At 66.3% G+C, this 18,453-nt stretch carries 18 protein-coding genes; 12 read left to right on the top strand and 6 right to left on the bottom strand.

The genetic code is table 11. The features are described 5' to 3' along the window. Nucleotides 1-135 precede the first annotated feature (135 nt). The 8 genes from AC5P98_RS16250 (at nt 136) to AC5P98_RS16215 (ending at nt 6,496) form a co-directional block, all read left to right on the top strand. Nucleotides 136-804: an energy transducer TonB gene (locus tag AC5P98_RS16250; protein WP_049408447.1), complete on the top strand. Its 669-nt coding sequence runs from the start codon at nt 136-138 to the stop codon at nt 802-804. Between the two features lie 94 nt (nt 805-898). Then, on the top strand, nt 899-1,660 hold the full coding sequence (exbB, locus tag AC5P98_RS16245) for a TonB-system energizer ExbB (RefSeq protein WP_005411738.1): 762 nt from the start codon (nt 899-901) through the stop codon (nt 1,658-1,660). A gap of 61 nt (nt 1,661-1,721) precedes the next feature. Further along, nucleotides 1,722-2,147 carry an ExbD/TolR family protein gene (locus AC5P98_RS16240; protein ID WP_005421196.1) on the top strand — a complete coding sequence of 142 codons (426 nt, stop codon included), beginning with the start codon at nt 1,722-1,724 and terminating at the stop codon, nt 2,145-2,147. Nucleotides 2,148-2,150: 3 nt separating this feature from the next. Then, nucleotides 2,151-2,564 carry an ExbD/TolR family protein gene (locus AC5P98_RS16235; protein WP_005411740.1) on the top strand — a complete coding sequence of 138 codons (414 nt, stop codon included), beginning with the start codon at nt 2,151-2,153 and terminating at the stop codon, nt 2,562-2,564. A 174-nt stretch (nt 2,565-2,738) separates the two neighbouring features. Continuing rightward, nucleotides 2,739-4,199 (top strand): cardiolipin synthase, encoded by a 1,461-nt coding sequence (gene cls, locus AC5P98_RS16230; protein WP_032957944.1) that lies wholly within the window; start codon nt 2,739-2,741, stop codon nt 4,197-4,199. A 40-nt stretch (nt 4,200-4,239) separates the two neighbouring features. Beyond that, on the top strand, nt 4,240-4,509 hold the full coding sequence (locus AC5P98_RS16225; protein WP_014645412.1) for a hypothetical protein: 270 nt from the start codon (nt 4,240-4,242) through the stop codon (nt 4,507-4,509). 9 nt (nt 4,510-4,518) lie between these two features. Further along, complete coding sequence (locus AC5P98_RS16220) at nt 4,519-5,262, top strand: pyridoxine 5'-phosphate synthase (RefSeq protein WP_014645413.1); 744 nt, start codon at nt 4,519-4,521, stop codon at nt 5,260-5,262. 142 nt (nt 5,263-5,404) lie between these two features. After that, nucleotides 5,405-6,496 (top strand): PA0069 family radical SAM protein, encoded by a 1,092-nt coding sequence (locus AC5P98_RS16215; RefSeq protein WP_032957941.1) that lies wholly within the window; start codon nt 5,405-5,407, stop codon nt 6,494-6,496. Between the two features lie 56 nt (nt 6,497-6,552). Here the strand turns inward: AC5P98_RS16215 and AC5P98_RS16210 are convergent, their stop codons facing one another. The 3 genes from AC5P98_RS16210 to AC5P98_RS16200 all read right to left on the bottom strand — a co-directional run bounded on the left by AC5P98_RS16210 (nt 6,553) and on the right by AC5P98_RS16200 (nt 9,928). Next, nucleotides 6,553-7,260, bottom strand: a complete 708-nt coding sequence (locus AC5P98_RS16210) for a 2OG-Fe(II) oxygenase (RefSeq protein ID WP_049408471.1) — start codon at nt 7,258-7,260, stop codon at nt 6,553-6,555. A 108-nt stretch (nt 7,261-7,368) separates the two neighbouring features. Next, nucleotides 7,369-8,385, bottom strand: coding sequence for a class 1 fructose-bisphosphatase (locus AC5P98_RS16205; protein WP_032957939.1), 1,017 nt, complete (start codon nt 8,383-8,385; stop codon nt 7,369-7,371). 340 nt (nt 8,386-8,725) lie between these two features. After that, the gene (locus AC5P98_RS16200) at nt 8,726-9,928 is read right to left on the bottom strand and encodes an amino acid aminotransferase (RefSeq protein WP_014645417.1); all 1,203 of its coding nucleotides are present in this window, start codon (nt 9,926-9,928) and stop codon (nt 8,726-8,728) included. A gap of 171 nt (nt 9,929-10,099) precedes the next feature. Between AC5P98_RS16200 and AC5P98_RS16195 the strand changes: the two genes are divergently transcribed. Next, nucleotides 10,100-12,193: a TonB-dependent receptor family protein gene (locus AC5P98_RS16195; protein WP_049408877.1), complete on the top strand. Its 2,094-nt coding sequence runs from the start codon at nt 10,100-10,102 to the stop codon at nt 12,191-12,193. A 79-nt stretch (nt 12,194-12,272) separates the two neighbouring features. Here AC5P98_RS16195 and AC5P98_RS16190 read toward each other — a convergent pair whose 3' ends face one another. Further along, complete coding sequence (locus AC5P98_RS16190) at nt 12,273-12,617, bottom strand: hypothetical protein (RefSeq protein WP_049408878.1); 345 nt, start codon at nt 12,615-12,617, stop codon at nt 12,273-12,275. Nucleotides 12,618-12,764: 147 nt separating this feature from the next. Here AC5P98_RS16190 and AC5P98_RS16185 point away from each other — a divergent pair, with 147 nt between their 5' ends. The 3 genes from AC5P98_RS16185 (at nt 12,765) to ligD (ending at nt 16,744) form a co-directional block, all read left to right on the top strand. After that, nucleotides 12,765-13,163 (top strand): hypothetical protein, encoded by a 399-nt coding sequence (locus AC5P98_RS16185; protein ID WP_014035432.1) that lies wholly within the window; start codon nt 12,765-12,767, stop codon nt 13,161-13,163. Nucleotides 13,164-13,327: 164 nt separating this feature from the next. Continuing rightward, the gene (gene ku / locus AC5P98_RS16180) at nt 13,328-14,248 is read left to right on the top strand and encodes a non-homologous end joining protein Ku (RefSeq protein ID WP_049408879.1); all 921 of its coding nucleotides are present in this window, start codon (nt 13,328-13,330) and stop codon (nt 14,246-14,248) included. A 3-nt stretch (nt 14,249-14,251) separates the two neighbouring features. Next, the gene (ligD, locus tag AC5P98_RS16175) at nt 14,252-16,744 is read left to right on the top strand and encodes a DNA ligase D (RefSeq protein ID WP_049408880.1); all 2,493 of its coding nucleotides are present in this window, start codon (nt 14,252-14,254) and stop codon (nt 16,742-16,744) included. A gap of 71 nt (nt 16,745-16,815) precedes the next feature. On the opposite strand, the gene AC5P98_RS16170 is transcribed toward ligD, so the two are convergent. Then, nucleotides 16,816-17,208 (bottom strand): hypothetical protein, encoded by a 393-nt coding sequence (locus AC5P98_RS16170; protein WP_049408881.1) that lies wholly within the window; start codon nt 17,206-17,208, stop codon nt 16,816-16,818. Between the two features lie 166 nt (nt 17,209-17,374). Then, nucleotides 17,375-18,403, bottom strand: a complete 1,029-nt coding sequence (gene adhP, locus AC5P98_RS16165; RefSeq protein WP_014645423.1) for an alcohol dehydrogenase AdhP — start codon at nt 18,401-18,403, stop codon at nt 17,375-17,377. Between the last annotated feature and the right edge of the window lie 50 nt (nt 18,404-18,453).

Raw genomic sequence — 18,453 nt, 5'->3', positions numbered from 1 at the left:
AACGCCTGAATGCCTGCTCAGTTGATGCGCAGGCGCTCAGGATTGGTATAAGCTTGGAGGTTCCTGCGGTGTCATGCACCGCTGATCAGGGATCCCGCCCCCGGGATTCCGGCCCCACTATTGAGCTCTTGGCGCATGACGGAACAACTAGTCGTTCACCGGTACGAACAACCCGATGACAAGGGGCTGAGCTGGCCTCGCATCGTCGGCATCGCGTTTGTAATTGCCCTGCATCTGGCCGCCTTCATGATGCTCCTCATTCCCGCCGTGGCTCCCAAGGCCGTCGCGGAGAAGGAGCGCAACGTCATGGTGACCATCGTCGACGCGCCGCCGCCGCCCCCACCGCCGCCGCCGCCGCCGCCGCCGCAGGATACTCCGCCACCGCCGGTGAAGAATCTGTCGCCGCCGAAGCCGTCGCCCGTACCGCCGCCGCCGCAGGCGCCGGTCGTGGACGTGCCGGAGCCGCGCCCGAACGATATCGTCACCCCGCCGTCGCCCCCGTCGCCGCCGGCTCCGCCGACCTCGATCGAGGCCAGCGTGGACATCTCGTCGAAGGCCATGAATCCGCCGCGCTATCCGCCGGCCGCCTTCCGCGCGGGTATCCAGGGCGAAGTGATCCTGATCATTGATGTCGATGCCAACGGCAACGTCACCAATGTCACGGTGGAAAAGTCCAGCCGTAACCGCGACCTGGACCGTGCTGCGATGGAAGCAGCTCGCAAGTGGCGCTTCAACGCCGCTGAATCTGGCGGTAAGAAGGCGGCAGGTCGCGTTCGCGTCCCGGTCAACTTTGCGCTGAACTGATGCGTCCGGGTGGCCCTCCGGCCACCCCCGCTCCCGGTTCGATTGTTTAGCTTAGCTACACCCTTTATCACCACACACAACAAAGGTAAGCGTCATGCTGCAGGAAATTTTCATCGCCGCTGCTGCCGGGGGCAATCCGTCCAACGCCCTGTCGCAGATGGGCTTCGAGCACCTGATCCACGAAATGACCACCAAGCCGGGTGATTTCGCGGTTTCCTGGGTCGTGCTGCTGACCCTGATCGCCATGTCGGCCATGTCCTGGTACTGGACCGTCATCAACATCTTCCGTGCCACCCGCCTGAAGAGCGCCGCTGACCGCGTCGTCAGCCTGTTCTGGGACACCCCGAACGCGCAGGACGCCATCCGTGCGATGGAAGAGCAGCCGGCTTCGGAGCCGTTCTCGAAGATCGCCCTGGACGCTGCCCAGGCCGCTGCCCACCACCAGCGCGCTGAAGGCGGTGCTACCGGCGGCGTCGGTGAGAACCTGAGCCGTTCGGAGTTCGTCGACCGCGCTCTGCGCCAGGCCGTCACCCGCGAAAGCAACAAGCTGCAGTCGGGCATGACCCTGCTGGCCACCGTCGGCGCGACCGCTCCGTTCGTCGGTCTGCTGGGTACCGTGTGGGGCATCTACGGCGCGCTGATCAAGATCGGTGCCACCGGCTCCGCTTCGATCGACGCCGTTGCCGGCCCGGTGGGTGAAGCGCTGATCATGACCGCGATCGGTCTGTTCGTCGCAATCCCGGCCGTGTTCGCCTTCAACTTCTTCAGCAAGATCAACAGCGCGACCATCAGCAAGTTCGATACCTTCGCGCACGACCTGCACGACTTCTTCGCCACCGGTTCGCGCGTCCGCTAATTGCGGCGCGCGTCACCCAGCGACGAAGTAAGTAGTCACCAAGATCTAGACGGAGCCCGTTATGGCTTTCAGTAGTGGTAACAGCGGCGGCCCCATGGCCGACATCAACGTTACGCCCCTCGTGGACGTGATGCTGGTGCTGCTGATCATCTTCATCATCACGGCGCCCCTGATGTCCCACAAGGTCAAGGTGGATCTGCCGGAAGCCAACCTGATCCAGAAGCCGGAAGATGCTGAAAAGCGTCCGAACCCGATCACGCTGGCAGTCAAGGAAGACGGCTCGATCTACTGGAACGACGAAGAAATCAACAAGCAGACTCTCGAGTCCCGCTTGGCGACCGCCGCACAGCAGACCCCGCAGCCGCCGCTGAACCTGCGTGGTGACCGCACCACCAAGATGCGCGTCATCAACGACCTGACCAAGGTCGCGCAGGAACAGGGCATGCTGGACGTCGGCTTCGTTGCGACCAAAGAAAAGGGGCAATAAGCCATGGCATTCAGTAGTGGTGGTGGCAAGGGCCCCATGGCAGACATCAACGTCACGCCCCTCGTGGACGTGATGCTGGTTCTGCTGATCATCTTCATCGTGACCGCGCCGATCATGACGTACCCGATCGCCGTGGACCTGCCGCAGCGCGTGCTCAACCCACCGCCGCAGCTGGTCGAACCGCCGCCGCCGATCGAACTGAAGATCGACGCCAGCAACCAGGTCTCGTGGAACAACAGCCCGATCAATACCAGCGAGCTGCAGCAGCGGATGGAGCAGGAGGTCCAGCGTGACCCGACCAACCAGCCGGAACTGCGCATCGACGCCAGCCCGGATTCCGAGTACGACGTGATGGCCAAGGTTCTGGCCGCCGCGAAGAATGCTCAGATGAAGAAGATCGGATTTGTGCAGCAGTAAACGCTACACCGCAATACAACAGTCATGACGCGACTGCAGACGCCCCTGGAAACAGGGGCGTTTTTTTGTGTTCTCGTCGTGGCGCACGGATTGGGGTCAGATCCCTTTTCCTGAGGAAAAGGGATCTGACCCCATCCGACCCCATCCGGCAGCAGGCGCCGCTATGATCGGCGGATGCTCGCCCTCTTCGACTCCCTGCGCCATTGGCTCGACGGCATCGCCCACCTCGGCACGATCCTGGCGGTGGCCTACCTGCTCTACCTGTTCGCGCTGGCAGGCTGGATCATGCTGCAGAAGCGCGAGCCGGTGGCCACGCTGAGCTGGATCCTTTCGCTGGCACTGCTGCCCTACCTCGGGCTCTTCATCTACTACCTGCTGGGGCCGCAGAAGGTGAAGCGGCAACGGCTGCGTCGTGGCCGTGCACGCTCGGGCATGGAGCACTACAGCGATGTCTGCCCGCCCGATTCGGACTGCACCGAGCTGGCCAAGGTTGCCCAGGCCACCACCGGACTGGCGCCCAGCAGTGCCACCGAGGTGACCTGGCTGGTCGACGGCGCAGCCACCTATGCCGCGCTGCTCGACGCGATCGCGCAGGCGCGCGACCACGTGCACCTGGAGTACTACATCTTCAACCCCGACCATGCCGGCACCGCACTGCGCGATGCCCTGGTCGAACGTGCGCAGGCCGGTGTGCAGGTGCGCCTGCTGCTGGATGCGGTGGGCTCTTCCGCCCTGCCCCGGCGCTTCCTGCAGCCACTGCTGGACGCCGGCGGCGAAGCGATCTGGTTCCATCCGCGACAGCTGCTGAAGCCGTTCAAGCGCCCGTGGCTGAACCTGCGCACCCACCGCAAGCTGGTGATCGTCGACGGTCGCCTCGCCTTCACCGGCGGCATCAACATCACTGACGAGGAAGACGAGAGCCGCAGGCCCGACGCTTACCGCGACCTGCACATGCGTATCCGCGGCCACGTGGTGCGCAGCCTGCAGCTGGTGTTCGCCGAGGACTGGCTCTATGCCAGTGGCCAGGACCACTCGCGTTTCGACATCGCCCGCCTGTGGCCAGCCGACATGCCGCTGCGTGCGGATGGACCGATCAGCGCCCAGGTGCTGGTGTCCGGGCCCGACTCGGGCTGGGAGACCATCCACCGCCTGCACGTGGCGGCGATCCAGGAAGCACACGAGCGCGTGTGGCTGGTGACGCCCTACTTCGTGCCCGGTGAAGCAGCGCGGATGGCGCTGACCTCGGCCGCGCTGGGCGGCCTGGACGTGCGCCTGCTGGTGCCGAAGATGAGCGACTCCTGGTTCGTCACCCAGGCCGCACGGTCCTACTTCGACGAACTGCTGCACGCGGGCGTGAAGATCTACGAGTACGGCCCGCGCATGCTGCATACCAAGGCGTTCATCGCCGACGACGATGTCTGCATCGTCGGCAGCGCCAACTTCGACCACCGCAGCTTCCGGCTGAACTTCGAACTGTCGATGATGATCAGCGACCGTGACCGCGTCGCTGCGCTGGCCGAACTGCTGCAGGGCGAATTCGACCGTTCCACGCGGGTGCACGACCAGGCCGGCCGCTCGCTGTGGCTGCACCGCCTGCCCGAGGCCTTCGCCCGGCTGGCCTCGCCGCTGCTCTGACGCAGCGCTACACTGCGGCGATCATCCGGGGAGCCCGACTATGTACTGGTTGTATCTGCTGCTGGCGCTGGGCTGCTTTGCCTTCGCGCTGAAGACCCCGAGCGCGGGGTTGATGACCCTGTGCCTGCTGGCGGCGCTCGGCTTCCTGCTGGCCTGGGTGCGCGGCCGCTACGTGGCCCGTTTCGGCGACCTGCAGCGCGACCCGGCCACGCTGATCGATGCCGAGGAGCTGCGCCGCCTGCGCGAACAGGCCCAGGCCCGCCGCACTGACGACCACAACGACCACGACCCGTCCCCTCTTTCCAAGTAGTTCCGTTCCATGACCCAGCTCAGCGTCAACGTCAACAAGATCGCCGTCCTGCGCAATTCGCGCGGCGGCGCCGAACCGGACGTGGTGCGCGCCGCCCAGGCCTGCCTGGATGCCGGCGCGCATGGCATCACCGTGCATCCACGGCCGGACCGCCGGCATATCACCGCCGAGGACGTGCTGGCCCTGTCCACGCTGACCCGCGCGCGTGGCGTTGAATTCAACATCGAAGGCAACCCGTTCGCGCCGCCGCGCGAGGGCTACCCGGGGCTGCTGCCGCTGTGCGAACAGACCCGTCCGGCGCAGGCCACCCTGGTCCCCGATGATGATGGCCAGATCACCTCCGACCACGGTTTCGACTTCGAACGCGATGCCGAGCGCCTGCGTCCGCTGGTGGCTGCGCTGAAGGCCATGGGGTGTCGGGTCAGCCTGTTTGTTGACGCGGGCAACCCATTGCTGGAGCAGGCAGCTGAGGTGGGGGCGGACCGCATCGAGCTGTATACCGGGCCCTATGCAGAGGCGCATGCGGCGGGCGATGCCGATGCGATGCTGGCGCTGTTCGCCACTGCTGCCCGACGAGCGCAGGCCGTCGGCCTGGGTGTCAATGCTGGCCACGACCTGTCGCAGGACAACCTGCGCGACTTCCTGGCCCACGTGCCGGAGGTGCTGGAGGTGTCGATCGGTCACGCGCTGATCGGCGAGGCACTGTATGACGGGCTGGATGCCACCGTGCGCGGGTACCTGGCGCTGCTTTGATGCATTGCAGCCGAGCGTAGGCTCGGCTCCACAAGGTCTCTGCATCAACTGTAGAGCCGAGTCCATGCTCGGCTCAGCCTCGCCCTGAACCCTTCAGGCGGCCGTCGCAGCCATTGAGACGGCCACGACGTACCCTGCCGCAATGGGTATTGCGATCAAGGGCCGAGGTTCCACGTCCCACCTTGCCGGGCGCTTTGAAAGCACCGTCAGCGAGGCGGTGGACGACGGCTGGGCGGTCGACGAAAGCGAAGAGTTCCTGGCCCCGCGCCTGCGCACCGAAGTACGCGCCGAAACCGCGCGCAGCATCATCACCCGCAACAACTCGCCCGACGTCGGCTTCAGTCAATCGGTGAATCCCTACCGCGGTTGCGAGCACGGCTGCTCGTACTGCTTCGCCCGCCCTTCGCATGCCTATCTGAACCTGTCGCCGGGGCTGGACTTCGAGACCAAGCTGTTCGCCAAGACCAATGCGCCGCAGCTGCTGCGCAAGGAACTGTCGAAACCGGGCTATGTGCCGCAGCCGATCGCACTGGGCATCAACACCGATGCGTACCAGCCGATCGAACGCAAGTTCAAGCTGACCCGCCAGCTGATTGAAGTGATGCTGGAGACCCGGCATCCGTTCTCGCTGATCACCAAGAACGCACTGGTCGAGCGCGACATCGATCTGCTCGCGCCGCTGGCCGCGGAGAACCTGGTCAGCGTGCACTTCTCGGTGACCTCGCTGGACCCGCATCTTTCCGCGAAGCTGGAACCGCGTGCATCAGCGCCACATGCACGGCTGCGCGCGATGAAGCGCCTGCATGACGCCGGCATTCCGGTCGGTGTGATGGTGGCGCCGGTGATTCCCTGGATCAACGACAGCGAGCTGGAAGCCGTGCTGGAGGCTGCGCACGGCGCAGGTGCGAGCACCGCCGGTTACGTGCTGCTGCGCCTGCCGCTGGAAGTGGCACCGCTGTTCCGCGACTGGCTGGATACGCACCATCCCGATCGCGCTGCGCACGTGATGAGCACCATCCAGCAGCTGCGCGGTGGCAAGGACTACGACAGCCAGTTCGGCACGCGTATGCGTGGCCAGGGCGTGTATGCCGATCTGTTGAACAACCGCTTCAAGCTGGCACGCAAGCGTCTGGGCTTCAATGCACAGAACAGCCATTGGCCGAAGCTGGATTGCAGCCGTTTCCAGAAGCCGCTGCCGCCGAAGAAGGAGTCGCCGCAGGGCTCGTTGTTCTGAGTCCATCAGTCGAGCATGGCTCGACTCTACATACGCGGCCGACGAGCAGCTCGGCATTACCCCCCAAACAACTTCTGCGCACTCTGGAACAGGATCCAACTCGTCGCGATGAACTTGTCGCCACCCTGCGGCCGGTTGCCACGATGGGTGTGGGTGAACGCCGTCGGGGCGATCAGCAGGCTGCCGGTACGCGGCGCGATCTTGCGGCCCTGGAACATGAACTCGGTTTCGCCCTCTTCGAATTCGTCGTTGAGGTACAGCGTCCACAGCACATGCCGGTGCAGGGTCTCGGCCTGCGCATCCTTCGGGTACAGCTCGCAGTGCCAGTACGGGTAGCCGCCCTCGCCCGCCGCATACCACTGCAGGTTGATCGCACCCGGGCGCAGGCAGGTGCGGGCCAGGTCGGCCAGCTGCTGCTGCGGCATGTCGGGGAAGTCCTCGGCAGACAGGCGTCGCGGTTGGCCGTTGCTGTCCTGGATCTGCAACATCAGTGGGGCGATCAACGCCTGTGGATAACGGCGTAGATAAGTCAGCAGGCCGTTGAACACCGCAATCTGCAGCTGCTGATCAACATCCTGCCAGCCGTCCAGGCCACTGATGCGCAGATCCTTGCTGTGCTTGAGTTCCGGGAACACGCCACTGCCCACCGCACCGGGCAGCAGGCCACGCGTGGCACGCATGCGCTCGACGATCGCCGCGCAGACCTCGCTGGGGACGGCGTTGTGGATGACTTCGATGAAATCGACCGGGCCCTGCTCGTGCATGCGTGCGTTCCTTCGGCGGCAACGGCTTGATGGTGCCGTTTGCCGCCCTCGGTGTCACCCCACGGTCATGTCATCGATCTGCCATGACCGCTGTCAGGCGATCGGTTGTCAGCCCTGTGCGTCGTCGTGTGCGTGGTGGTAGCGCACGGCCTCGGCCACTTCCTCGCGCGAACCGAGGAACACCGGCACGCGCTGGTGCAGCTGGTCGGGCTGGATGTCGAGGATGCGCTCGCGGCCGGTCCAGGCGGCACCGCCGGCCTGCTCGACCAGCAGGCCCATCGGGTTGGCTTCGTACATCAGGCGCAGCTTGCCGGCCTTGGACGGGTCCTTCTTGTCCCACGGGTAGATGAAGATGCCGCCGCGGGTAAGGATGCGATGCACGTCGGCCACCATGCTGGCGATCCAGCGCATGTTGAAGTTCTTGCCGCGTACGCCTTCCTTGCCCGCCAGCAGGTCGCCGACGTAGGCCTGCATCGGCGCTTCCCAGTGGCGCTGGTTGGACATGTTGATCGCGAATTCCTGGGTGGCCGCCGGGATCTGCATGTTCTCGGTGGTCAGCACGAACTCGCCCTTCTCGCGGTCCAGGGTGAAGGCGTGGGTGCCATGGCCGACGGTCAGCACCAGCTGGGTGCTGGGCCCGTAGATGCAGTAGCCGGCGGCGATCTGCTTGCTGCCCGGCTGCAGGAAGGCGTCGTCGCCCGGCAGCTCGACATTGGTCGGGCAGCGCAGCACGGAGAAGATGGTGCCGACGGAGACGTTGACGTCGATGTTGGAGCTGCCATCGAGGGGATCGAACAGCAGCAGGAAATCACCGCGGGGATAGATGTCCGGCACCGGCTGGCTGTGGTCCATTTCCTCCGAGGCGCAGGCGGCGAGGTGGCCACCCCAGGCGTTGGCTTCGAGCAGGATCTCGTTGCTGATGACGTCGAGCTTCTTCTGCGCTTCACCCTGTACGTTGCCGGTACCGGCGTCGCCGAGCACGCCACCGAGGGCGCCCTTGCTGACGGCGATGGAGATGCTGGTGCAGGCGCGGGCGACGACCGCGATCAGCTGGCGCAGGTCGGCATTGATGCGGCCGGCGTGCTGTTCCTGGATCAGGAAGCGGGTCAACGAAGTACGGGACATGAGCGGGCAGGTCTCGGCAGCGGGAAAACGCCTATTGTCGCCCGTCTGGCGGGGGCGTGCGTGAGCGCGGGAAGGCGTAATCGTTTCCAGATGCGTTGCGCTTGTGGCGCCTTCCTTTTGTCGAGGCGCGTGGAAGGGGGAGGCGATGCAGGACACGCTGCAAGTACGTCCATGTAAGCTCGATGGCGCCATCCATGGCGCCAACGGTCCTGCATCACCTCCCCCTCCCACGCGCTTCAGGGTTCGCCGCGAGCGCGGTGGGGATGGCAAAGGCAAGAGCAAAAGCAAAAAACAAAGGCGCCTTTCGGCGCCTTTGTCCTCAAGCTACTGGAGCGTTGCTTCAGCCCTTGGCGACGGTGGCCACGGCCTTGGCGACGTATTCCAGGTTGTTCTGGTTCAGCGCGGCCACGCAGATACGGCCGGTGCCGACGGCGTAGATGCCGAACTCGTCGCGCAGGCGCTCGACCTGCTCACGGCTCAGGCCGGAGTAGGAGAACATGCCGGCCTGCTCGTTGATGAAACCGAACTGCGGTGCACCGGCAGCGGCCAGCTTCTCGACCAGGCCGTGGCGCAGGGCGTGGATGCGCTCGCGCATCTCGGTCAGCTCCTGCTCCCACATCGCACGCAGTTCCGGGTTGGTCAGCACGCCGGCCACCAGTGCAGCGCCGTGGGTGGATGGGCTGGAGTAGATGGTGCGGATCACGCGCTTGACCTGCGATTGCACGGCCTTGGCGTCAGCGGCGGTCGGCGCCACCATCGACAGCGCACCCACGCGCTCGCCATACAGCGAGAACGACTTGGAGTACGAGTTGGCGACGATGAAGCTGTCGATGCCGGCTTCGGCGATGATGCGCACCGCTGCGCCGTCCTGCTCGATGCCCTTGTCGAAGCCCTGGTAGGCCATGTCGATGAAGGGGAACAGCTGCTTGTCCTTCAGCAGTTGCGCGACCTGCTTCCACTGGGTGACCGTGAGGTCAGCGCCGGTGGGGTTGTGGCAGCAGGCGTGCAGCAGCACCACGGTGCCGGCTTCCAGCTTGCCCAGGTCGGCCAGCATGCCGTCGAAATCGACGCCATGGGTGCCCGGGTCGAAGTAGGTGTAATCCAGCACCTCGAAACCGGCGGCGCTGAACACCGCACGGTGGTTTTCCCAGCTCGGGTTGCTCAGCGCAACGGTGGCGTGCGGCAGCAGCTTCTTCAGCACGTCGGCGCCGACGCGCAGCGCACCGCTGCCACCAACGGTCTGCGCGGTGGTCACGCGGCCGGCGGCCAGCAGCGGCGAATCCTTGCCGAACACCAGCTCACGCGTCGCCTGCGTGTACGCCGGCAGGCCATCGATCGGCAGGTAGCCGCGCGGTTTGGCTTCAGCGGCGAGCTGCTGCTCGATCTGCTTGACGGCGCGCAGCAGCGGAATGCGGCCGCTCTCGTCGTAGTAGATGCCCACACCCAGGTTGACCTTGGTCGGGCGGCTGTCGGCGTTGTACGCCTCGGTCAGGCCCAGGATCGGGTCGCCTGGGACCAGTTCCACGTTTGCAAAGAAGGACACGGCGGTACTCGTTCGGTAGACGGAAAGGGGGAGGAAGTGCGCTACGCGGTCCGCGGCTTTTCGGCCGGAAACATCCCATCGTAACAAAGCCTGCCGGGGCTGGCCGCCGCCATCGTCATCCGCGGCCCCGTACCATGGCGTGCGTTGCCGCCCGATCCATCAACCTGAATCATGAATCCCGCCGCACGACGCCGTTGCCTGCCGCTGTCCGCCCTGCTGCTGTCGCCTTGGACGGCGGTGGCCGAGCCTGCGCCCACCGCCCTGCCTGCGGTGCAGGTACAGGCCGCCCGGGTGCCGGGCATCGATCCGTTCGCGCTGCCGGCCAGCCAGGACACGGTCTGGATCGACGCCAGCCGCGCGGGCACCGGTGCGCAGCTGTCTGAGGCCTTGGCCGGGGTCCCCGGACTGCTGGCACGTGACCGGCAGAACTTCGCCCAGGACACGCAGCTGTCGATTCGTGGCTTCGGCGCACGCTCGACCTTCGGCGTGCGCGGGGTGCGGGTGCTGATCGACGGCGTGCCGGCCACCATGCCTGACGGCCAGGGCCAGCTGTCGCATGCCAGCCTGTTGGGCGCCGAGCGCATCGAGGTGCTGCGCGGGCCGTTCTCGGCGCTGTACGGCAATTCCTCCGGCGGCGTGCTGCAGGTCTGGAGCGCGCAGGGCCAGGCCGGTGACCCGTGGCGGTTGCGCGTGAATGCCGGCGCCGACAACACGCTCAGTGTCGGCGCACAGCTCAAGGGTGCCGGCCCAGCGCTGGACTACAACATCGCGGCCAACCACTTCCGCACCGATGGCTGGCGGGACCACAGCCGTGCGCGCCGCGAATCGCTCAACGCACGCATTGGTGGTGATCTAAGCGGTGGGCGGCTGGAGCTGCTGCTCAATGCGCTGGATGCCCCCGATGCGCAGGATCCGCTGGGCCTGAGCCGTGCCCAGGTGGCGGCTGATCCGCGCCAGGCCACGGCAGTCGCGCACCAGTACAACACCCGCAAATCGGTGCGCCAGCAGCAGGCTGGCCTGCGCTGGACCCGGGAGACCGGGGCAGAGCGCTGGCAATTGATGGGCTATGCCGGCCAACGCACGGTGACCCAATACCTGCCGATTCCGCCGGCACCCCAGACCAACAGCCCGCTGCATGCCGGCGGCGTGATCGATCTGCAGGGCGGGTATGGCGGGCTGGACGCGCGCTGGGGCTGGCACGGCGACCTCGCCGGCCGGCCGCTGGACCTGGTGGCCGGGCTCAGCGCCGACCGCCAGCGCCAGCACCGCACCGGCTACGAGAACTTCGTGGGCAGCGCCCTCGGGGTGCGCGGGCGCCTGCGCCGTGACCAGATCGATACCGTGCAGAACGTGGACCAGTTCGCCCAGGCCTGGTGGCAATGGAGTCCGCGCTGGTCGCTGCTGGCCGGGGTGCGCCACAGCGCGGTGCGTTTCGACTCGGACGATCGCTACATCACCACCCGCAACCCGGATGACAGTGGCCACCGGCGCTACCAGGCGACCACGCCGGTGGCAGGCGTCAGCTTCGAGGCCAGCCCGCAGTGGCGCCTGCATGCCGCCGTGGGGCGTGGATTCGAGACCCCCACCTTCAACGAGCTGGGGTATCGCGCCGATGGTCAGGCGGGTCTGGCGCTGGATCTGGCGGCCGCCCGCAGCCGCAGCCTGGAGCTAGGCAGCAAGTGGCACGCACAGGATGGAACCCAGCTCGATGTCAGCCTGTTCCGTGCAGATACCGACGATGAGCTGGCAGTTGCCAGCAACATCGGCGGTCGCAGCACGTATCGCAACATCGGCCGCACCCGCCGCCAGGGTGTGGAACTGCAGTATCGCCAGCCGCTGGCCGAGCAGCTGGAGCTGCAGCTGGCGTGGACCTGGCTGCAGGCGCAGGCGCGTTCGCCGTACCTCACCTCCAACACCCTGGTTGCCGCCGGCAGCCGCCTGCCCGGGGTACCGCGCCAGCAGGCCTTTGCCCGGCTGCAATGGTCGCCCGGCCAGTGGCAGTGGGCGCTGGAGGCCTCCGCCAGCAGTGATACCGTAGTCAACGACGCGGCGACCGAACGCGCGCCCGGCTTCGCCCTGCTGCATCTGGAAGCCGGCCGTCGCTGGGCCCTGCCGGGTGGCGAGCTGCGCGCCTTCGCCCGGATGGAGAACGTACTGGACCACGCCTACATTGGCTCGGTGATCGTCAACGATGGCAACGGGCGCTTCTACGAACCGGGACCGGGACGGCGGGCCAACGTCGGCCTGCAATGGTCGTGGCGTTGAAGGGGTAGTGCCGGCCGCTGGCCGGCATCGCGCCGTGCAGGACGTCAGGAGGTTGCCGGCCAGCGGCCGGCACTACCCGTCAGTCGGGGGCCTTGGCTGGCACGAACGGCGATGTCGGGTCGCTAGCCGGGAAGGTCTCCTCCAGCGCTTCGTCCTGGTTGTCGCTGGCGCGCTGCTTGCGTTCGCGGCGCTTGAGCGGGCTTTCCTGGCCACCGCGATGGCGGTCACCGCCATCCTTGCGGTCCTGGGCCGCCTGTTCAGCCTCGTGCTTCACCGGCAGATGGTCGCTCCCGTGCTCGGCATCGAAGAACGGTGCGCCGGTGCCACGGTAGTCGGCGTTGTCGGCATCGCGTTTGCCGCGCTGCTCGCCCGGAATGGGCGGGTGGTTCTCCCGCAGCGGGTCTCGCGAGGTCTCTCGGCTCATGGTCTGGTACCTGCCCTTGGGGGGATTCCACTACACCGCCCCGCAGGTAAAGCCGTTGCGAACCTGGCGTCATGAACATCTCGCTCACCCCCCGGTAACGGCACCGCGCGTATTCCTGCCCACCCGCCCCCGCTGCAGGAGCCGGCCATGCCCCGTCTTGAACGACCCGCACCGTCCGTGTTCAACGCCCTGCTCGATCCGCTCGGCCAACGTACCGCGCAGCGCCGCACGCGCCGCCATGAGGATCCGCAGGCGGTGGCCCAGGACTATCTGCAGTACATGCTCAGTGACTACGAGGAACGTCGCGGGCAAAGTCATCGCAACTGGCGTGACCTGTGCCCGGTCTATGCCTTCGCGTTGACAACCCATGCTGCCGACTGGCCGCGCGGCGACGCTGCCGATACCTGCGAGGAATTGGCCGAGCACTGGGAACAGATGCGCGGGCAGTCGCGGCTGGGCTGGTCGCAGGCGCGGCCGGTGGTGGAGGACGCCTGGCGCGCGCTGGACCATATTCCGGCGGCGGCGGTGAGGCCGTTGCTGCAGTAGTGCCGGCCGCTGGCCGGCAACCCCAGGACACTTCAGGCCGCGAGCTCTGCCGGCCGGCGGCCGGCACTACCGCACCTGCGTGGAACCCACGTGCACGGTATCGACACGGGTGGTTTACACCGCCCATCCGAAGCTGGGTGCCCTGCCCCATCAAAGGTGCGTCCATGGCCCGCCCGATCTGGACCGGTACGCTGTCCTTCGGACTGCTCAATGTGCCGGTGTCGCTGATGTCCGGCGAACGCAAGGTTGACCTGCAGTTCCGCATGCTCGACTCGCGCGATCGCAAGCCGATCCGTTTCGAAAGGGTCAACGCCGACACCGGCGAGGAAGTGCCCTGGAAGGACATCGTCAAAGCCTATGAGTACGACAAGGGCAGTTATGTCGTGCTGGAGGAAGGCGACATCCGCTCGGCGGCGCCGGAAAGCCACGAAGCGGTGGAGGTGGAATCCTTCGTGGACGCAGCGCAGATCGACCCGCGCTACTACGAGAAGCCGTACCTGCTGGTGCCCGGCAAGAAGGCCGAAAAGGGCTACGTGCTCCTGCGCGAAACGCTGCGCAGTACCGGCAAGGTAGGCATTGCCCGGGTGGTGGTGCGCACGCGCGAGTACCTGTGTGCGGTGATGCCGCATGCGGACGCGCTGGTGCTGATGATCCTGCGCTATCCGCAGGAACTGGTGGATCCCGAGGACTACAAGCTGCCTGCCGGCAAGCTGTCCGACTACCGCATCACCAGCAAGGAAACGGCGATGGCCGAGCAGTTGATCGAGTCGATGTCCGGCGATTGGGACCCATCGCACTACCACGATGAATTCCGCGAGCGCCTGCAGCAGGTGCTGAACAAGCGCATCAAGTCCAAGGGCGGCACCACGCGGGTGGAAGATGAGCCCGCACCACACGAGGATGCGACAACGAACGTTGTCGACTTCATGGCATTGCTGCAGAAGAGCCTGGATGCGAACAAGCGCACGCCGGCGAAGAAGACCGCAACGCGCAAGGCAGCCGCAAAGTCGACGGTGAAGAAGGCCGCAAAGAAGACAACGAAGAAGGCTGCAAAGAAGGCCGCACCACGGCGCAAGGCAGGTTGAACCATGTCGCTGCACCAGTACCGGCGCAAGCGCCGGCTTGGCGGAGGCACAGGGCAGACGCCGGAGCCTGACGACACACCCGCACGCGGTGATCCGCAGCGGCGGCCAACCTTCGTCATCCAGCTGCATCATGCCAGTTCGCGCCACTATGACTTCCGCCTTGAGATGGACGGCGTGCTGAAGAGCTGGGCGGTGCCGAAAGGTCCTTCGCTTCGCGTCGGCGAGAAGCGGCTGGCCGTGGAAGTGGAAGATCACCCGTTGTCCTACGCTGGCTTCGAGGGCGACATTCCCGAAGGCCACTACGGCGCGGGGCACGTGGAGGTGTTCGATCAGGGCACCTGGGCCTGCGAAGGCGATCCACTGCAGGCGCTGGCAGCTGGAAAGATCGACTTCGTACTGCATGGACAACGCCTGGCCGGTGGCTGGAAGCTGGTGCGCACGGCAATGAAGGGACGCCAGGTGCAGTGGCTGCTGATCAAGCGCGACGACGAGCAGGCGCGCGATGCCGAAGCAGACGATCTGCTGGACGCGCACGTGCCCAAGCGCGCATCCACCGTGATGAAGCGCACTGAGGGGAAGGCAGGGCGTGCTGTGCCCGCCGCACGCACGGCTACCCGCAAGGCCGATGCACGCTGGCATGCGCGCGCGCTGAAACTGGACGGCGCACGTGACACGCCCTACCCGCATGGGTTCAAACCGCAATTGACCGATCATCGCGACAGCGCGCCGGACGGCGCGCGTTGGCTGCACGAGATCAAGTGGGACGGCTATCGCCTGCTGGCCGATCTGCACGACGGCGAGGTGAAGCTCCGCTCCCGCAATGGCCTGGATTGGACCGATGACTTCCCCGAGGTCGTGCAGGCCGTGCAGGCGCTGCCGGTGCGCGATGCGCGCCTGGACGGTGAGCTGGTGGTGCTGGACAAGGAAGGGCGCAGCGATTTCGCAGCGTTGCAGCGCGTGATCGATGGAAGCTCGAAGCAACCGCTGCGCTACATCGTGTTCGATCTTCCGGGTGTGGCCAACGCGGATATCAGTCGTGCGCCATTGCTGGAACGCAAAGCGCTGCTGAAGGATCTCATCGGACCCGTGCCCGGCATCCTGGCCTTCAGCGAACATGTGATCGACCAGGGCCCGCAGGTGTTCGATGCCAGTGGCGAGGCGGGATTCGAAGGCATCGTCAGCAAGCAGGTGGACGCGCCGTACGTGAACACCCGCGCACGCAGCTGGGTGAAGGTGAAGCACGAAGACACCGACGAGTTCGTGATTGTCGGCTACACGGCCCCCAGGGGCTCGCGGGTGGGTTTCGGATCATTGTTGCTGGCAACGCCGGACAAGGAGGGTCTACGCTATGTGGGCCGCGTCGGTACCGGCTTCGACGACGAGAACCTGCGCGCGCTGCTCAAGGCATTGCAGCCACTGGCAGTAAAGACGCCCGTGCTGCAGCTTCCGGCGCATGTGCCGTTCCGCGCCGCCAGCGTGCGCTGGGTGAAGCCGGTGACGGTGGCGGAAGTGGCGTTCCGTGGCTGGGGCAAGGAAGGCCTGCTGCGCCAGGCCAGTTTCAAGCGGCTGCGCAGCGACAAGCAGAAGGAGGACCTGGGAATGAGCAACGCAACAGCAGTTGCTGAAGCCGGGGGCGAGGTCCAGATCACGCATCCGGAGCGGGTGGTGTTTCCCAGTCAGGGACTGGGCAAAGGCGACGTGGCCGACTATTACCGGCGCATGGCGCGCTGGATCCTGCCCGAAATTGCCGGACGGCCGCTGTCATTGCTGCGCTGCCCCGATGGGGTGGGCAAGGCCTGTTTCTTCCAGAAGCATCATGGCCCCGGCCTGGGCGACGCGGTGCACGCGGTGCCCCTGCAGCAGAAGAGCGGCCGCGAGGACTATGTCTATATCGACGACGCACGGGGCCTGCTGCAGCTGGTGCAGATGAACACGCTGGAGCTGCATCCGTGGGGTGCGACCGTAGCAGACACCGAGCATCCGGATCGACTGGTATTCGATCTCGATCCTGGCAACGGCGTCAGCTGGGCACAGGTGAAATCGGGTGCACGTGATGTGCGTGATCGTCTGCAGCAGGTGGGCCTGGAGAGCTTCGTGCGGCTGTCTGGCGGCAAGGGGCTGCATGTGGTGGTACCGCTGCAGCCCAAGGCCGGCTGGGACGAGGCGAAGGCGTTCTGCGAGGCCTTTGCGCAGGCAATGGCAAAGGAGCAACCTGATCGCTATGTGGCGACGATGAGCAAGGCCAAGCGCAGTGGCGTCATCTTCATCGACTGGTTGCGCAACACCCGAGGAGCCACCAGCGTGTGCTCGTGGTCGCTGCGCGCGCGCGATTCCGCCGGTGTGGCAGTGCCGCTGCGCTGGGAGGAACTGGCGCGTATCAGTGCTGCCGACGCCTTTCCCATGGGCAAGGCGCTGGCGAGGGCGCAACGCCTGAAGAGTGACCCATGGCAGGGCATCACGCAGTTGAAGCAGACGCTGCCGTCGCTGAAGCGGTAGTGCCGGCCGCTGGCCGGCAACGGCAGGATGGCCGAGGTTGCCGGCCAGCGGCCGGCACTACCTGCATGCGCTCAGCGCGGATCGCGCGAGGCGCGACGGCCGAACCACCAACCGGCCAGCAGTTGCAGCGGCAGCGATGTCAGCAGCGAAATGACGAACCAGAACGGGAAATCCGCACCGGCCGTCCACATCGCGTAGCCACAGCCCAGCGCGATCAGCGACCAGATCGAGAAGCCATGCGAACGCGGCCAGCAGGGGGCGTAATAGGTGGCAAAGGAAACGCCCGCGATGCCACCAAGAACGCTGAAGGTGAGGTCCCAGCCCAGCTGCACGCTGTTGTTGTCCGGCGACAGGCCCAGCAACGGGGGCAGCCAGCTGGCGACGCTGCTGACCAGCGCAAGCGACAGGACGCCGCCGATCAGGGCGACGATGGACAGGAACAGGGTCTTGAGCAGGCCGGGCATGCGCGCATTGTACGGCGGCCACAGAGTGCCCGCGTTGCCGGCCAGCGGCCGGCACTACCGAACCGCCTGGGGTTTGTCGGCCAGCGGCCGGCACTACCGATGAATCGGCATGGCCGCCGCGTCCGTGGGAGAGGGGGACGGAGCGACGGCGGCCATGCACGGGCGGTCAGGCAGCGAAGTCGAGTACCACGCGGCCCTCAATGGTGCCCGCGTGCATGCGCGCGAACACGTCGTTGATGTTCTCCAGGCGGTCGGTGCTGACCGTGGCCGCGACCTTGCCTTCGGCGGCGAACTGCAGCGACTCCTGCAGGTCCAGCCGGGTGCCGACGATCGAGCCGCGCACGGTGATGCCGTTGAGCACCATGCCGAAGATGTCCAGCGGGAAATTACCGGGCGGCAGGCCGTTGAGCGAGACGGTGCCGCCACGGCGGACCATGCCCAGCGCCTGCTCGAACGCCTTCGGTGAGACCGCCGTGACCAGGGCGCCGTGCGCGCCGCCGATCTCCTTCCTGAGGAAGGCGGCCGGATCGGTGGTACGCGCGTTCACGGTGATCTGCGCGCCGAGCTGCCGGGCCAATGCCAGCTTGTTGTCGTCCACGTCCACCGCAGCCACGTTCAGGCCCATCGCACGGGCGTACTGCACCGCCATGTGGCCCAGGCCACCGATGCCGGAAATCGCCACCCAGTCGCCGGGCTTGGTGTCGGTGACCTTCAGGCCCTTGTAGACGGTCACGCCGGCGCACAGCACCGGTGCGATCTCGACGAAGCCCACGTCCTTCGGAAGCAGGCCGACATAGTTGGCATCGGCCAGTGCGTACTCGGCGAAGCCGCCGTTGACCGAGTAACCGGTATTGCGCTGTGTCTCGCACAGCGTTTCCCAGCCACCCAGGCAGTGTTCGCAATGGCCACACGCCGAGTACAACCAGGGGATGCCGACCCTGTCGCCTTCCTTGACGTGCCCTACCCCGCCTCCCACGGCCACGACGTGCCCCACGCCCTCGTGGCCGGGGATGAACGGCGGGTTCGGTTTCACCGGCCAGTCGCCCTCGGCGGCGTGCAGGTCGGTGTGGCAGACGCCACAGGCCTCGATCCTGACCAGTACCTCGCCCGCCCCCGGGCGTGGTACCGAGACTTCCTCGATCACCAGTGGCTTGCCGAACTCACGCACGACAGCGGCCTTCATGGTCGAATTCATGTTCGGATCTCCGTAGTGCGCTTGCCCACAGAATGACGCCGGCACGAGGC

It is taken from the genome of Stenotrophomonas sp. YJH_SMC_135 (assembly GCF_059372355.1).
Note: the sequence above shows the minus strand (reverse complement) of the source record. Positions and strands in the feature narration are given on the sequence as shown.

What these genes read in the sequence shown, in the direction of transcription:
- AC5P98_RS16170 (WP_049408881.1), bottom strand. Translation starts at nt 17,208, where the DNA reads ATGCCCGGCCTGCTCAAGACCCTGTTCCTGTCCATCGTCGCCCTGATC.
- cls (WP_032957944.1), top strand. Translation starts at nt 2,739, where the DNA reads ATGCTCGCCCTCTTCGACTCCCTGCGCCATTGGCTCGACGGCATCGCC.
- AC5P98_RS16190 (WP_049408878.1), bottom strand. Translation starts at nt 12,617, where the DNA reads ATGAGCCGAGAGACCTCGCGAGACCCGCTGCGGGAGAACCACCCGCCC.
- AC5P98_RS16250 (WP_049408447.1), top strand. Translation starts at nt 136, where the DNA reads ATGACGGAACAACTAGTCGTTCACCGGTACGAACAACCCGATGACAAG.
- AC5P98_RS16220 (WP_014645413.1), top strand. Translation starts at nt 4,519, where the DNA reads ATGACCCAGCTCAGCGTCAACGTCAACAAGATCGCCGTCCTGCGCAAT.
- AC5P98_RS16195 (WP_049408877.1), top strand. Translation starts at nt 10,100, where the DNA reads ATGAATCCCGCCGCACGACGCCGTTGCCTGCCGCTGTCCGCCCTGCTG.
- AC5P98_RS16185 (WP_014035432.1), top strand. Translation starts at nt 12,765, where the DNA reads ATGCCCCGTCTTGAACGACCCGCACCGTCCGTGTTCAACGCCCTGCTC.
- exbB (WP_005411738.1), top strand. Translation starts at nt 899, where the DNA reads ATGCTGCAGGAAATTTTCATCGCCGCTGCTGCCGGGGGCAATCCGTCC.
- ku (WP_049408879.1), top strand. Translation starts at nt 13,328, where the DNA reads ATGGCCCGCCCGATCTGGACCGGTACGCTGTCCTTCGGACTGCTCAAT.
- AC5P98_RS16240 (WP_005421196.1), top strand. Translation starts at nt 1,722, where the DNA reads ATGGCTTTCAGTAGTGGTAACAGCGGCGGCCCCATGGCCGACATCAAC.
- AC5P98_RS16210 (WP_049408471.1), bottom strand. Translation starts at nt 7,260, where the DNA reads ATGCACGAGCAGGGCCCGGTCGATTTCATCGAAGTCATCCACAACGCC.
- adhP (WP_014645423.1), bottom strand. Translation starts at nt 18,403, where the DNA reads ATGAATTCGACCATGAAGGCCGCTGTCGTGCGTGAGTTCGGCAAGCCA.
- AC5P98_RS16205 (WP_032957939.1), bottom strand. Translation starts at nt 8,385, where the DNA reads ATGTCCCGTACTTCGTTGACCCGCTTCCTGATCCAGGAACAGCACGCC.
- AC5P98_RS16235 (WP_005411740.1), top strand. Translation starts at nt 2,151, where the DNA reads ATGGCATTCAGTAGTGGTGGTGGCAAGGGCCCCATGGCAGACATCAAC.
- AC5P98_RS16215 (WP_032957941.1), top strand. Translation starts at nt 5,405, where the DNA reads ATGGGTATTGCGATCAAGGGCCGAGGTTCCACGTCCCACCTTGCCGGG.
- ligD (WP_049408880.1), top strand. Translation starts at nt 14,252, where the DNA reads ATGTCGCTGCACCAGTACCGGCGCAAGCGCCGGCTTGGCGGAGGCACA.
- AC5P98_RS16225 (WP_014645412.1), top strand. Translation starts at nt 4,240, where the DNA reads ATGTACTGGTTGTATCTGCTGCTGGCGCTGGGCTGCTTTGCCTTCGCG.